At 73.0% G+C, this 14,268-nt stretch carries 15 protein-coding genes; 13 read left to right on the plus strand and 2 right to left on the minus strand.

All coding sequences use genetic code 11. The annotated features are described in order from the left end of the window. The first annotated feature begins 209 nt into the window (after positions 1-209). The 13 genes from ACZ7GJ_RS13640 to ACZ7GJ_RS13700 all read left to right on the plus strand — a co-directional run bounded on the left by ACZ7GJ_RS13640 (position 210) and on the right by ACZ7GJ_RS13700 (position 12,662). On the plus strand, positions 210-479 hold the full coding sequence (locus ACZ7GJ_RS13640; RefSeq protein ID WP_365917702.1) for an acyl carrier protein: 270 nt from the start codon (positions 210-212) through the stop codon (positions 477-479). Further along, positions 476-1,750, plus strand: a complete 1,275-nt coding sequence (locus tag ACZ7GJ_RS13645) for a beta-ketoacyl-[acyl-carrier-protein] synthase family protein (RefSeq protein ID WP_470751496.1) — start codon at positions 476-478, stop codon at positions 1,748-1,750. Before ACZ7GJ_RS13640 ends, ACZ7GJ_RS13645 begins: the two co-directional genes overlap by 4 nt. A gap of 109 nt (positions 1,751-1,859) precedes the next feature. Next, positions 1,860-2,930: a beta-ketoacyl synthase N-terminal-like domain-containing protein gene (locus ACZ7GJ_RS13650; RefSeq protein WP_470751587.1), complete on the plus strand. Its 1,071-nt coding sequence runs from the start codon at positions 1,860-1,862 to the stop codon at positions 2,928-2,930. Between the two features lie 35 nt (positions 2,931-2,965). Further along, a complete protein-coding gene (gene fabG / locus ACZ7GJ_RS13655) occupies positions 2,966-3,727 on the plus strand; it encodes a 3-oxoacyl-[acyl-carrier-protein] reductase (RefSeq protein ID WP_365917699.1) in 762 nt (253 codons plus the stop codon). Positions 3,728-3,771: 44 nt separating this feature from the next. Continuing rightward, the gene (locus ACZ7GJ_RS13660) at positions 3,772-4,524 is read left to right on the plus strand and encodes a DsbA family protein (protein ID WP_470751497.1); all 753 of its coding nucleotides are present in this window, start codon (positions 3,772-3,774) and stop codon (positions 4,522-4,524) included. Continuing rightward, positions 4,521-5,912: a condensation domain-containing protein gene (locus tag ACZ7GJ_RS13665; RefSeq protein ID WP_470751499.1), complete on the plus strand. Its 1,392-nt coding sequence runs from the start codon at positions 4,521-4,523 to the stop codon at positions 5,910-5,912. The genes ACZ7GJ_RS13660 and ACZ7GJ_RS13665 overlap by 4 nt, the downstream gene beginning before the upstream one ends. A 4-nt stretch (positions 5,913-5,916) precedes the next feature. Continuing rightward, complete coding sequence (locus ACZ7GJ_RS13670; protein ID WP_470751501.1) at positions 5,917-6,219, plus strand: Dabb family protein; 303 nt, start codon at positions 5,917-5,919, stop codon at positions 6,217-6,219. An 84-nt stretch (positions 6,220-6,303) separates the two neighbouring features. Next, positions 6,304-7,734, plus strand: a complete 1,431-nt coding sequence (locus ACZ7GJ_RS13675; protein WP_470751503.1) for a phenylacetate--CoA ligase family protein — start codon at positions 6,304-6,306, stop codon at positions 7,732-7,734. Then, positions 7,734-8,720 (plus strand): branched-chain amino acid transaminase, encoded by a 987-nt coding sequence (locus ACZ7GJ_RS13680; RefSeq protein ID WP_470751504.1) that lies wholly within the window; start codon positions 7,734-7,736, stop codon positions 8,718-8,720. The genes ACZ7GJ_RS13675 and ACZ7GJ_RS13680 overlap by 1 nt, the downstream gene beginning before the upstream one ends. 6 nt (positions 8,721-8,726) lie before the next feature. Then, a complete protein-coding gene (locus ACZ7GJ_RS13685; protein ID WP_470751505.1) occupies positions 8,727-9,371 on the plus strand; it encodes a type 2 periplasmic-binding domain-containing protein in 645 nt (214 codons plus the stop codon). A gap of 1 nt (position 9,372) precedes the next feature. Further along, positions 9,373-10,359 carry an ornithine cyclodeaminase family protein gene (locus ACZ7GJ_RS13690; protein WP_470751507.1) on the plus strand — a complete coding sequence of 329 codons (987 nt, stop codon included), beginning with the start codon at positions 9,373-9,375 and terminating at the stop codon, positions 10,357-10,359. Positions 10,360-10,416: 57 nt separating this feature from the next. After that, entirely contained in the window at positions 10,417-11,517 is a 1,101-nt protein-coding gene (locus tag ACZ7GJ_RS13695) for a hypothetical protein (protein ID WP_470751508.1), read from the plus strand. Next, positions 11,517-12,662, plus strand: a complete 1,146-nt coding sequence (locus tag ACZ7GJ_RS13700; protein WP_470751509.1) for a hypothetical protein — start codon at positions 11,517-11,519, stop codon at positions 12,660-12,662. Before ACZ7GJ_RS13695 ends, ACZ7GJ_RS13700 begins: the two co-directional genes overlap by 1 nt. Positions 12,663-12,726: 64 nt before the next feature. Here ACZ7GJ_RS13700 and ACZ7GJ_RS13705 read toward each other — a convergent pair whose 3' ends face one another. Both ACZ7GJ_RS13705 and ACZ7GJ_RS13710 read right to left on the minus strand, forming a co-directional pair. Beyond that, the gene (locus tag ACZ7GJ_RS13705; protein ID WP_470751510.1) at positions 12,727-13,509 is read right to left on the minus strand and encodes an aspartyl/asparaginyl beta-hydroxylase domain-containing protein; all 783 of its coding nucleotides are present in this window, start codon (positions 13,507-13,509) and stop codon (positions 12,727-12,729) included. A gap of 36 nt (positions 13,510-13,545) precedes the next feature. After that, positions 13,546-14,262 (minus strand): 2OG-Fe(II) oxygenase, encoded by a 717-nt coding sequence (locus ACZ7GJ_RS13710; protein WP_470751512.1) that lies wholly within the window; start codon positions 14,260-14,262, stop codon positions 13,546-13,548. Positions 14,263-14,268: the final 6 nt, after the last annotated feature.

Here is a 14,268-nt window from a genome sequence, read left to right on the forward strand (position 1 = left end):
GACTTCCTCCTGGTTGGTGCGCCAGAGGCCACCCCACCCCCCCCCCCCCCCCCCCCCCCCCCCCCCCCCCCCCCCCCCCCCCCCCCCCCCCGCTTTCGTGTCCCCGCGCCCCGCGGGGGACCCGGACAGAACCCGTATAGGGCACGGATAGCGCGGCTTCGAAGAATCACTGTCATCAGCTCGTGAACCGTTTTTGCCTGGAGGCAGTGATGAGCGTCAACACCACCGAGACCGGCCTCGACGCCGAACGCAAGGCCGAGATCAAGGACATCGTCTGCGACATCCTCGAACTCGAACTGGACGAGGTCACCGAGACCAGCCTCTTCAAGGAGGAGCACGACGCGGACTCCCTGCGGGCCATCGAGATCCTCGCCAGCCTGGAGCGCGTCTTCGGCATCACCCTCGAACAGTCCGAGCTCAGCCGCATGACGAACCTGGAGGGCGTGTACCGCGTCGTGGCGGAGGCCGAGGGCAAGTGAGCCTCCCGTCGACCGAGAACGCCGCCGGGCAGGCCCAGGGCGCCCGGCACCGCGTGGTCATCACCGGCCTGGGCGTGGTGACGAGCATCGGCACGGGAGTCGGCGCCTTCGCCGAGGGCCTGCGCGAGGGGCGCAGCGGCGCCAAACCCATCGAGGCCTTCGACACCGAGGGCTTCGCGCACGCCAACGCCTGTGAGATCACCGACTTCGACGCCGACGCGTACCTGCGCCGGCTGCCCGCCGACGACCTCGGCCGGGCCTCGCAGTTCGCCGTGGCCGCCGGCCGGATGGCCGTGGCCGACGCCGGGCTCACCGAGGACGACGTACGGGCGAGGCGCTCCCTGGTCTCGGTCGGCACGACGGACGGAGAGTCCCGGGACCTCGACCACCTGGTCGGCGTGCAGGTCGCGGCCGGCGAGGACCGCCTCGACCCGGTCGTCGCCCGCCGGGTGTGGCCGGGCCGCCTGTCCGCCGGGATCGTCCGGGAGCTGGGCCTGGAGGACGTGGAGACCGTCACCGTCGCCACGGCCTGCGCGGCCGGCAACTACGCCGTCGGGTACGGCTACGACGCCATCAGCACCGGCGACGTGGAGATGGCCCTGTGCGGCGGCGCGGACGCGCTGTGCTTCAAGACCTTCACCGGCTTCTACCGCCTCGGCACCATAGCCCCGGACGTCTGCCGCCCCTTCGACAGCGACCGGCAGGGCATCCTGACCGGCGAGGGCGCCGGGATCCTGCTCATGGAGTCCCTGGAGTCGGCGCTCGCCCGCGGCGCGCGGATCTACGCCGAGGTCCTCGGGTACGGGCTGTCCTGCGACGCGAGCCACCCCGTGGCCCCGGACGGCGACAGCATCGCCCGCTGCATCAAGGCGGCCCACCGCAACTCCGGGATCACCCCCGAGGACGTGGACTTCATCTCCGCCCACGGCACCGGCACCAAGGCCAACGACGTCACCGAAGTGGGCGCCATCCGACAGGTGTTCGGCGAGGACCTGCCGCGCACCATCTCCATCAAGTCCATGATCGGCCACACCATGGGCGCCGCCAGCGCCCTCGGCGCCGCGGCCTGCGCGCTCGCCCTGCGCGAGGGCTTCGTCCCGCCCACCGTCAACCACCGCGAGACCGACCCCGAGTGCGGTGTCGACTGCGTGCCCAACGAGGCCGTGCCCGCCGACCTGAAGGTCGTCCAGAACAACGGACTGGCCTTCGGCGGCAACAACGCCGTGCTCGTGATGGGCCGTTGGGACGGTCCCGATGCCGCAGCGTCCTGAGAGGAGGGCCACCGTGCCCGAAGTGGAAGCCACCGCACAGACCGCCGCACCAACCCCCGCACAGAACGCCGCACCAACCCCCGCACAGGTCGCCGCACCCGCCGCCTCGCTGGTCGTCTCCGGCTGGGCCGTCTCCTCGCCGTACGGGCTGGGGCGCGAGGAGTTCACCTCCGGCCTGCGGGCCGGGCGCAGCGCCCTGGCCCCGCTGGACGGCGCGCAGTGGCCCGTCCCGTACGAGGAGGCCGGGCTGATCCCCGGCTTCGACGTCCGTGAGGTGCTCGGCAAGAAGGGCACCCGGTCCATGGACCGGGTCACCGGCATCGCCGCCGCGACGGTGGGCATGCTGCTCGCCGACTACGGCGACGGCCTGGAGGCCGACGCCGAGGGCACCGGGCTGGTGCTCGGCACCTCCGGCAGCGTGCAGTCGATCATGGACTTCACGGAGTCGGCGCTGACCGGCGAGAAGCCGTTCCACGTGGACCCGGCGAAGTTCCCCAACACGGTGATGAACTGCCCGGCCGGCCAGAGCGCCATCCGGCACACCCTCAAGGGGCCCAACGTCACCGTGTCCGGCGGCGCCGCCACCGGTCTGCTCGCCCTCAACTACGCCTCCCGGCTGCTGCGCGGCGGCCATGCGAACACCCTGCTGGCCGGCGCCGTCGAGGAGTTCTCCCCGCAGCGCGCCCGGCTGGAGCACGTCGCCGACCACGGCGGCGACGACCCGCAGCCGCTGGGCGAGGGCGCCGCACTGTTCGTCCTGGAGAGCGCGGCGGGCGCACTGGCCGGCGGCCGCACCCCGCTCGCCTCGGTGCTCGGGCTGCGCTTCCGGGCCTTCCCCGACAGCCACCGGGCGCAGTCCGCGCTGGAGCGCTGCGTGGCGGACGTACTCGAAGCCGCGGGCGCCCGGCCCGAGGAGCTGGCCCTGGTCGCCCCCGGACTGCCGCCGGGCGTACTCGGCAAGCAGGAGGAGGCCGCCCTTCAGGCGCTGCCCGGCCCGTACCTGACGCTCACCCCGCGCCGGCTCATCGGCGACACCTCCGCCGCGTCCGGGGCGTTCCAGATCGCCGCGGTCCTCGCCGAGTCGGCCGCCGACCCGGCACTGCACGGGCGTCTCGCGCTCGTCACCGCCGTGGACCGGGACGGCACGGCCGGCGCCGGACTGCTGCGCCTGGGCGCGTAATTCCGACCACCCACCCCTGAGGAAGGCGGACGAGCATGTCCGAGACAAGCGGCCCCGCCGCAGCAGTACGGCCGGTGGCGCTCGTCACCGGAGGATCGCGCGGCATCGGCCGCGCGATCGTGGAGACCCTGGCCCGCGACGGCTACGACGTGGCGCTGTGCTTCCAGTCGAACGAGGAGGCCGCGGCGCTGACCGCCAAGTCGGCCGCGGAGCACGGCGGCCGGGTCCTCGTCCGCAAGGCCGACGTCACCGACCGCGACGCCGTCCGCGCCCTGGTGGCGGAGGTCGAGGAGGAGTTCGGCCCCGTCGAGGTGCTGGTCACGGCGGCCGGCATCGTCCGCGACAGCCACCTGGCGATGATGAAGGACGAGGACTGGGACGACGTACTGCGCACCAACCTGGACGGCACCTTCAACTTCGCCAAGGCCGTGGCCTTCCCGATGATGAAGCGCCGCCGCGGGACCGTCATCACCCTGTCCTCGGTGGCGGCCGCCGGCCATGCCACGCAGACCAACTACTCCGCGTCCAAGGCCGGGATCATCGGTTTCACCCGGGCCCTGGCGAAGGAGGCCGGGCGGGCGGGCCTGCGGGCCAACGCCGTGGCCCCCGGCTTCATCGACACCGACATGGTCGCGGGACTCTCCGAGAAGCACGTCAAGGAGATGACCGCCAAGATCCCCCTCGGCCGCTTCGGCACCGCCGAGGAGGTCGCCGAGCTGGTGTCCTTCCTCGCCTCCGAGCGCGCCGCCTACATCACCGGCCAGGTCTTCCAGGTCGACGGCGGACTCGTCGTCTGAGCCGGGTCCGGACCGGACCAGCCCCCTTCGAAAGGAGTCGGCCCATGGCGCGCGCGCCCAAGCCACCCCGTTTCTACTTCAGCCTGCGCAGCCCGTATTCGTGGTTCGCGCTGCTGGAGCTGCGCGAACACCATCCGGAGCTCGCCGCCCGGCTCCAGTGGCGGCCGTTCTGGGAGCCCGACGCGACCAGCGCCCGGCTGCTCGGCGAGGCCGGCGGGGAGTTCCCGTACACGCCGATGTCCCGCGCGAAGCAGTTCTACATCCTGCGCGACGTCCGCCGGCTGTCGACGGCCCGCGGGCTGTCGGTGACCTGGCCGGTGGACAAGGACCCGTGGTGGGAGCCGGCCCACCTCGCCTGGTTCGTCGCCGAACGGCACGGCAAGGGCATCGAGTGGGTCGAGCGCGTCTCGCGCGCCCGCTGGCAGGAGGGGCGCGACATCTGCTCGCCGGCCACCGTGCGCGACCTCGCCGAGTCGATCGGCCTGGACCCGCAGGAGGCGGCCGGTGCGGTGACCGACCCGGAGATCCGCGCGCAGGGCGTACGGGCCCTCCAGGACATCCAGCGCGACGGGGTCTTCGGCGTGCCGTACTTCGTGAACGGCTCGGAGCCCTACTGGGGCCTGGACCGGCTGGCCGACTTCACGGCGTCGTTCCCGGAGGCCCCGGTGGTCCCGGCGGAGGTCCCCGTGCAGGTCCCGGATTCCGCGGCCGCCCTGGCCGGGGCGTTCGAGGATCGCGAGCTCGCGCTCCTCGGCGGGCGCACCACCGACATGAGCCACGCCGGAGGCTGCGGATGAGCGCCCCGCTCAGTGCCGTCCAGCGGATGATGTGGGCGGCCTACCGGATCTCGCCGGACAGCTCCGTCTACAACATCGTGATGCCCCTGCGCGTCCGCGGCCCGCTCGACGTGGCCGCGCTCGCCGAGGCCGTCGACCGCACCGTCCGCCGCCAGGCGCAGCTGCGTTCGCGCTTCACCGAGGTCGACGGCGTGCCCGTGCGCGAGGAGAGCGCCGAGCCGCTCGCGGTCCTGGAGGTCCGCGACGTACCCGGCATCGACGAGGACGAGCTGCGGCGGCTGGCCCGCGAGGAGGGCGAGCGGCCGTTCGTGCTGGAGGAGACCGGCGCGCTGCGCGTCGTCCTGCTGCGGCGCTCCGACGACGACTTCGCGCTCGTCCCGGCCACGCACCACATCATCGGCGACTTCACCTCCCGCTCGCTGCTGCTCCGCGACCTGCTCGACGCCTACCGGGCCGTCACGACCGGCGAGGAGCCCAAGTGGCGCCCGCTGACGAGCAGTTACGCCGACCGGGTCGCGGAGGAGCAGTCCTACCTGGAGTCCCCCGCCGGGCTGCGCGGAGCCGCGTACTGGCAGGAGCTCACCGACGGCGTCCCGGCCGCCGAACTCCCCCTGGACCGGCCCCGGCCGCCGCGCCCCGGACACCGCGGGGACACCGTGGCCGTCCCGCTCGACCAGGGGCTCACCGACCGGATCGCCGCCCGCGCCAAGGAGATCGGGCAGACTCCCTTCGCCCTCCACCTCGGCGTCTTCCAGTCCTTGGTGGCCCGCTGGACCGGGCAGGACGACTTCCTCGTCGGCGTCCCCGCCAGCAACCGCCTGGGCCGCCACACCCGCGACCTGATCGGCTGCTTCCTCAACACCCTGGTCGTGCGGGGCCGGTTCACCTCGACGACCACCTTCGCCGGGGCCGCCACCGCCGCCGGCGAGGGGATCCTCGGCGGGATGGTCAACGCCCGCTATCCGTGCACCCTGATCGGTCCGCGCCCGGTCGGCTCCCCGTTGTTCCGGATCGGGGCGTTCCTGCTCCAGATGGACCGGATGGATCCGCCCGTCCCGACCGTGCCCCGGGGGCTCGCCGAGGGCCCGGCGCTGGAGTGCGAGGGACTGGGCCTCGCGCTGATCGACGTACCGCAGCAGGAGGGTCAGGTCGACCTGGTGCTGCGCCTGGAGCAGGAGCCGGCCGGCACCACGGCCGTCTTCAGCTACGACACCGACCTGTTCGACGCGGCGACCGCCGACCGGTTCGCCTCCGCCTACCTGCGCTTCCTGGAGGCCGCGCTGGCCGACCCGGCCGCGGTGGTGGCCGACGTACCGCTGGCCGGCGAGGACGAGCTGGCGGCGCTGCTCGCCTTCGGCTCCGGCGAGAGCGAAGAGAGCCTGTGGTGACCCGATGATCCGACACATCGCGCTGTTCAAGCTCAAGCCCGGCTACGACTGGGAGCACCCGCAGGTCGCTGCGGCCGAGGCGCTCGCCGTCCGGATCGGCGACGAGGTCCCGGAGCTCCTGCAGTGGCAGGCCGGTCGCAACGTCACGGACCGGCCGGTCGCCTACGACTACGCCATCGTCGGGCTGGTGCCCGACGAGGCGGCCCTGGGGCGCTACCTCGTCCACCCCTTCCACCAGAGGTCCGCGGACCTGTGGAAGGAGATCAGCACCTGGGTGATCGCGGACCTGGTCGAGTCCGCGGCCTGACGCTCCCCCTCCCGGACCCCGCGCCTCCAACGCCCGCGGGGCCGGATGTTCACGCCACCCCCCGCACGAGAAGAGAGGCTCGCCATGTACACCGTCTACCGGCCGGAACTCGCCGAGATCGCAGGCACGCTGCGCGATCAGCACCGTTCCTTCCTCGCGGGGGAGTGGGACGCCGAGCGCGTCGACGCCCACCAGGCCGCGCTCGCACGCCAGACCGTCCGCTACGTCAAGCAGAACTCGCCCTTCTACCGGGAGCACCTGGCCGCCGTCGACCCGGACCGGATCGTCCGGCTCGACGAGGAGACCCTGGCCGGCATTCCGTTCACGACCAAGGAAGACCTGCGCAGCGCACAGCAGGCCATGCTGTCGCGGCCGTTGTCCGACGCCTGGATCTTCTACGAGACCACCGGCACCACCGGGCGCTCCACCCCCTGCCCGCGCGACGACATCGACTCGATCCACAACAACACCGTGCTCACGCACTACTACGGCACCGTCTTCGAGGAGTTCGGCGAGGGCCAGGTCATCGGCTCCAGCGGCCCCACCGAACTGCACGCCTTCTCCGACACCTTCGGGGACGTCTGCCGCAACCTGAACCTGACCGTCGCCAAGATGTGGCCGCACTCCCCGATGGTCGGCTTCGAGCGGGCCCTCCAGGTCATGCGGGACTTCCCGATCACCGGCCTGTTCTGCACCCCCGGCATGGCGATGACCCTCGCCAAGCACGCCGTGCGCGCCGGGCTCGACCCGCGCCGCGACTTCCGCCTCCAGGTCATCATGACCACCGGCGAACTGGCCTCCCCGAACCTCCTCGCCAACCTCGGCGAGCTCTGGGGCGCCCGCGCGCACAACGCCCTGTACGCCTCGCAGGAAGCCAGCGTCAAGGGCGCCGTCGCCGCCGACGGCAAGCTGTACACCGCCCCGCTCATCTCCTACTCCGAGGTCATCGACCCGGACACCGGGCGCTGGGCGCAGCGCGACCCGGCCGGGGTCCGCGAGGGCGAACTCGTCGTCACCCACCTCTACCAGGGTGCCAAGCCCCTCGTGCGCTACCGCACGGGCGACCTCGTCCGCATGCGCGACGCCCGCCCCGGCCAGACCGTGCCCGCCCCCACGCTGGAGGCGCTCGGCCGGGTCCGCGACCGGATCCCGCTCGGCAGCCACAGCCTGACCGGCTACGACCTGGAGAACCTGGTGCTGCGCCACGTCCGGGGCTGGCTCGACTACCAGGTCGTCATCGACCGGGCCGACGGCGTCGACCGGCTGTCGCTGCGCCTGGAGCACCCGTCCGGCCGCACCGCCGACCTGGAGGCCGTCGCCGCGACGCAGGCCGACGTACTGGCCGAGCTCGGGCTCGAACTCGACGTCAGCGAGTCCACCTTCGGCAGCGTCACCAGCACCGGGGCCATGGTCAGCTGGAAGGCCGCCCGCGTGGTGGACCTGCGCACCGGCATCGACGACGTGCACGACCTGGAGGCGCTGGCCGCCGCCGGCATCGCCGCGGGGAGGTCCTGATGACCGTCCAGAGCCTCCCGGACGCGGCCGCGCCCGTACGCCCCGGGGTCGCCCCCTGGGTCTTCCACGACGGGACCCTCGTCCCCTTCGCCGAGGTCGGGCTGCCCCTGACCACCCAGGGCCTGCAGTACGGCACCGGCGTCTTCGAGGGAATCCGCGCCTACTCCGTCGCCGGCCGGCCCGGCGAGCTGTCGATCTTCCGCGCCCACGACCACTACGAGCGGTTCCTGCGCTCCTGCCGGCTGCTGCGCATCGACGTCAAGCACACCGCCGAGGAACTCGTCGAGCGCACCTTCGACCTGCTGCGCCGCAACGCCGTCGCGCAGGACACCTACCTGCGCCCGATCGCGTACAAACTCGGCCTGCTGCCCGGCACCCCGCCCGGCGTCCGGCTGACCGGACTCAGCGAGAGCGTGTCCATCACCGCCTTCACCCTCGGCGCGTACACCCCTCCCGGCGGGATCCGCTGCGGGATCAGCTCCTGGACCCGCCCGCGCAGCTCCGCCATCCCCGTCCAGGCCAAGGTCACCGGCGGCTACGTCAACAGCGCACTAGCCGTGGAGGAGGCACGGGCCGCCGGACACGACGACGCGATCCTGCTCAACGACCGCGGCCAGGTCGCCGAGGCGAGCACCGCGAACGTCTTCGCCCTGCGCGACGGCCGCCTGATCACCCCGCCGCCCAGCGCCGACCTCCTGCCCGGGATCACCCGCGACACCGTCCGGGTGCTCGCCGAGGCCATGGGCGTCGAGACCTGCGAACGCGACCTCCAGGTCCCCGACCTGCTCACCGCCGACGAGGTCTTCCTCACCGGCACCGGCGTCGGCATCACCCCCGTCGTCGCCCTCGCCGGCCGCCCCGTCGGCGACGGCGCCCCCGGCCCGCTCACCACGCGGATCGTCGGGGCGTACGACAGGACGGTCCGGGGCGAGGGCGACCCCCGCCACGACCACTGGCTCACCATCGTTCCGATCGAGCGAGGCTGACTTCCGATGACGATCACCGCGACCCTGCCCATCCCCATGGCCTCCGCGCTCCCCGCGGCCCTCGCCGCGACGGCCGACTGGGTCACCAGACCCCCGCTGGAGCGCCACCCGCTGACCGCCGTCGCCACCCTCGGGCCGCCCGGGACCAGCAGCGAGCAGGCCGCCGGCCAGCTGTGGCAGCGGCTGCCCGACGGCCGCCGCCGCACCCCCGCCCTGCGCCTGTTCGACACGTACGAGGAGGCGGGCGAGGCCCTGTTCGACGGGCGGGCCAGCCACCTCGTCGTCGCCAACGCCTACGCCGGGGTCAACCAGTTCTACATGGACCCGCGCCTGGAGCTGGCCGGCGCCTTCTTCATGGAGACCCCGCCCTACGGCATCGTCGCCCTGCCCAGCGGCACCAACATGAACCGGCCCATCGTGGCCAGCCACCCCGCCCCGGTGCCGATCATCGGCCAGCTCCTCGACGACTCCTTCGGGGAGCCGCACGTCTCCCTGGTCAGCTCCACCAGCGCCGCCGCCCGCGCGGTCCGCGAGGGCGAGGCCGACCTGGCCCTCACCACGCTGCCGGCCGCCCGCCGCCACAACCTGGTGCTGATCTCCTCCACCCGCACCATCCAGATGGTGTGGTCCGTCTTCGTCATGGAGAACTGACGTGCTGCTCCTCGACCGGGACACCGTCCAGCGGGTCTACCCCGTCCGCGCCGCCATTCCCGTGATGGCCGAGGCCATGCGCCGCTACAGCGGCGGCCGGGCCGCGCAGCCGCTGCGCACCATCGTCCGGCCCGCCGGGGAGAGCGGACTGCTCGGCTCCATGCCCGGCCACGTATCGGGGGAGCGGCACGCGGGCTTCGGCGTCAAGGTGATGGCCCTCAAGCCGGAGAACCCGGCCCGCGGGCTCGACCTGCACATCGGCATGGTCATCGTCTTCGACCCGGACACCGCGCAGCCGGTCGGCCTGCTCGACGCCGGGGCCGTCACGGCCGTACGCACCGCCGCGGTCTCCGCCGTGGCCACCGACACCCTCGCCCGCCCCGGAGCCGGTGACCTCGCGATCCTCGGATCGGGGGTGCAGGCCCGCAGCCACCTGCGCGCCATGCAGGAGGTACGGACCCTGCGGCGCGTGCGGGTGTGGAGCCGCAGCGGCGAGAACGCGGGCGCCTACCGCGACTGGGCCGCCGCCGAACTCGGCATCGACGTCGAGGTCGTGGCCGGCCCCCGGGAGGCCGTCACCGGCGCCGACCTGGTGTGCACCACCACCTCCTCGACGACCCCGCTGCTGGACGCCATCGACCTCGCCCCGGGCGCCCACGTCAACGCCGTGGGCAGCTCCTTCCCCGACCAGCGCGAACTGACCGCCGAGGCGGTCGCCCGCGCCGAACTCTTCGTCGACAGCCGCGAGTCGGCGCTCGCGGAGTCCGGCGACATCCGGGCCGCCCTGGAACAGGGCCTGGCCGGCCCGGACCACCTGCGGGCCGAGCTCGGCGAGGTGCTGCTCGGCCGCCACCCGGGCCGCGGCGGACCCGACGCGGTGACCGTCTACAAGTCTCTCGGCCTCGGCGTGCAGGACATCATGTCCGGCTTCGCCGCGGTCGAGGCAGCGCGCGCCCAGGGCCTGGGAACCACCTTCGACCTGGGCTGAGCGCACCGGCACCCGGCGCCGCAACGGGCGGCGCCGGCCTGCAGAGAGAGGCACCTCTTGAAGTTCCGAATACGGGAGGCCCGCAGGCTCGCGGTCGGCGCGGCCGCCGGTCTGCTGGGCTTCGCCGCCGCGCTGCTGCCCGCACAGGGAGCACAGGCGGCGGGCAGCTGGCAGTTCGTCCAACAGCCGCTGCCGTACGGCGTCGCGGCGGCCGGGGCCTCGGTCGTGCCCTTCTCCGCCACGTCGGCCGTCATCACCGAGCACGAGGGGCCGTGCGGGATCGGCGGCTGCTGGCTGCCCGAGTACGTGTGGGCCTGGAACGGCTCCGCCATGACCGCGCAGCGGGCGAGCCACGGCTACGACTACCCGACGGGCCGGACGACGGGCACCGCGTCCGACGACCTGTGGTCCTTCGGCTACCCCGGCGGCATCGCCAACGGGGGCGTCGAGCACTGGGACGGCAGCACCTGGACCACGTACGGCTTCCCCGGCACCTTCAGCGGCGGCAGCGATGCCATCGCCGTGACCCGGGGCGAGGTCCTGACCATCGGCATCGACTCCTCGACCTCCACCAGCCGCCCCGCGGTGGGGCGCTGGTCGGGCGGCGCCTGGTCCGTGACGGTCCTTCCCACGCCCGTGGGCAGGACGGTCAGCCTCGACGCCATCCACCAGGCCGGCCCGAACGACATCTGGGTCACCGGCGAGACGAAGCTGGCCAAGGGGGTGACGGAGATGTACGTCGCCCGGTTCAACGGCACGACGTGGACCCAGGTCGCCGTACCCGCCCTCAACGCCCCGTACGACCTGGTGCGCCAGCAGATCGCCGGCACCTCCACCGAGCTGTGGATCACCGGCAAGAAGACTGCGGACGGCTGCTTCACCTCCCTGCGCTTCAACGGGGCGTCCTGGACGACCCTGCCCACCTGTGACGGGACCGAGATCAGCTCGGTCGTGAAGTACGGCACGACCTGGATCGCCAACGGCGGCTCCACGGGCCTGCGCAAGTGGACCGGCACGGCCTGGTCCCCGCTCCCGTCCCCGCGCACCACCGGCACGACGGTCACCCGCTTCACGGCGGAGCCCGGCGGAGCCGGCTTCTGGACCGTCGGCCAGGACACGACCGGACTCTTCGTCTCACGATTCAGTGGAGCACTGTGATGAACCTGCGCACCCGTGCCCTCGGCCGCCTCGCCGTCGCCGCGTCCGCCGCCCTCCTCACCGTGGCCGGAGCCACCTCGGCCCAGGCCGCGACGGGCACGTGGGAGAACGTGACCCAGCCCGTCCCGGGCTACGGATCGGGACCGGGCGCCGGGCGCAGCGGGGTGGTGGCCTTCGGCCCGGACTCCGCGGTCGTGGTGGAGGCCTCGTACGACCCGTTCTGCGACGCCTTCCCGGCCTGCACCTTCCCGCTGACCATGGCGTACTGGAACGGCTCCACCTGGACCCAGAAGCCCGCCCCGCCCGCGGCCACCGGATCGGCCGACGCCGTCACCGGCACCTCGCCCGACGACGTGTGGGCCCTCGGCGTCCCCACCCTCGGCGCCGCCTCCGCCCACCACTGGGACGGGCAGGCCTGGACCGAGCGGCGCTTCCCCAACGGGTTCTCCTTCGGGGGCGCCGTGTCCACGGCCCCGGGCGAGGTCCTCGTGGCGGGCACCGACTGGTCGCAGTGGCAGACCCAGCCGTCCGTTCCGGTCGTCCTGCGCTGGGACGGCAGCGCCTGGGCGCGTACCGCCCTGCCGCAGGTCGCCGGGCGTTCGGTCCGGTTGGAGCAGATCCATCAGGCCGGTCCGGGCGACGTCTGGGTGACCGGGACCATCGAGTCGGTGGACCGCAAGACCTCCGAGTTCTACGTGGCCCGCTCCAACGGGACCACCTGGACCCGGATGGCCGCGCCCACCCTGCCCGGCGGCCTCTACGCCACCGGCGGCGAGATCGCCGGCACCTCGACGGACCTGTGGCTCGGCGCCCGCGAGACGGGCGCCGGATGCAGCACCGCCGTGCACTGGAACGGCTCCGCGTTCCAGACGCCGAAGATCTGCGGGACCGACAAGGTCACCGCACCGATCGTCAGCACCTACACCAAGTACGGCAACGAGTGGCTGGTCGGGCTGTACGCCGAGCGCGGCACCGACACGCTGCGCCGCTGGAACGGCACGTCCTGGGTCAAGACCGCCGCACCGCTGAGCGCCACGCACGTCGAGCGGCTGCGCACCGACCCCGCCGGCACCACCCTGTGGGCCACCGGCTACGCCGCCCCCTATGCCTTCGTAGCCCGGCTCAGGGGCACCCTGCCCCAGTAGGGGCGGTGGCCGGACCCGCCGGCCCCTCGTGGACGCCCGTGACACGTCCCCCGTGTCGCGGGCGTCACCGCGCGACGAGCTCGCTCGACCAGAAGCTGCGGTAGATGAGCTTGCGCGAGACGTCCATCAAATGCGCGATGGCCCGGATCTCGACCTCCGTCAGCTCCGGGTGCCAGATGTCGAACAGCAGGACGCCGCGGCCGAACCCGCTGTCGTTCCACACCTCGTGCTCGAAGGAGTCGTCGAAGACGAAGGCCTTGCCCCGCTCCCACTGGCGCGTTTCGTCGCCCACCCGGATCCGGGGGCCCTTCGGGGTCACGAGGCCCAGGTGGCAGCGCAGGTGGGCGTTGGTGTAGCCGGTGTGCGCCGCGATGTGGGTGCCCGGGTCCATGACGGAGAAGTACGTCATCCCGCAGCCCAGCGCCCCCGGGATGGGTTCGAGCGCCTTCACGGTCTTCGGGCAGGCCTTGATGTTCCTCGGGTACGCCTTGGCGGTGTAGTACAGGTACAGCGCCGACCAGCGGCCCTCGTCGGCGAGTTCGGTCGGCTTGGGCAGGGTCCGGCTGCCGGCCAGGCCGCCCAGGTTCTCGAACTCGGCGGTGATGTCGGCCGTCGCGGCCTCCAGGTCCGCGATCCACGGGAAGCGCTCGTTGTCCCACCAGGCGATCTCGGACAGGCCCGGTACGAAGACGTTCGGCTGCTGGCCGCCCGAGGTGTGGTCCACGATCTCGTCGCGGGCCGAGATCTCCAGCCCCTCCAGCACCCGGGACACCGACGACCGCTCGACTCCCTGCTCGGCGATCCACCGCTCCAGGTGTTCGTGACGCTGCTCGATCAACGACTGCATGACTGCTCTCCAGGTTTCAGGTGTGGTGCGGGCGGCTCAACCGGCCAGGATGGCCTCGAACTTCTCGCGGGCGCTCTCCCGGGCGGCCTCCCGCTCCGGGCTGTGCGAGACGAAGCCGGTGAGCGTGCAGCGCAGGGTGTCCCCGGCGGTGCGGTCGACCCGGCTGATGGTGTGGACGGTGTCGGACTTCACGAGCACGAGCCGGTTCGGCTTCGGCATGATGGCCACCGGGGCGGTCGTGCTCCGGCCGATCAGCTTCTCCATCCGGCGCACCAGGTCGCCCTCGGCGGGCTCGTCCGCGACCGCGGGCTGCGGGTCCTCGTCGATCAGCAGCAGGTCGCCGCCCCAGGACGGCCGCCACTCGTCGTGCAGGAAGAGGATGAACTCGCCCCTGCGGCCCTGTCCCGCGTCGTTGTGCCAGCCGAGGCGGCTGCCGGCCGGGTACTTCCAGAAGGCGAAGGCGAGCCTGTTCCAGTCCGTGCCCGCCTCGCCGTAGAAGTCGCCGCGCGAACGCACCGTACGGGCGAGCTCCTCGTACACCTTCGGGCGGCCGCCGGCCTCGGCGGAGCCGAGCACGTCCCCGTACCGCACCCCCTTGGAGCGGAAGGCCGGGCCGTCGTCGGAGGGCGAGATGACGCTCTCGCGCTCGGTGAACGCCGCCCGTCCCAGCAGCTCCCGGGCCGCGGCGAGGTCCTGCTCGCCGAGGAAGTCGTCGATGATGACGAACCGCTTGCCGCGCTGGATTTCCTTCATTTCTCC

The organism is Streptomyces sp. NPDC037242 (assembly GCF_055604165.1).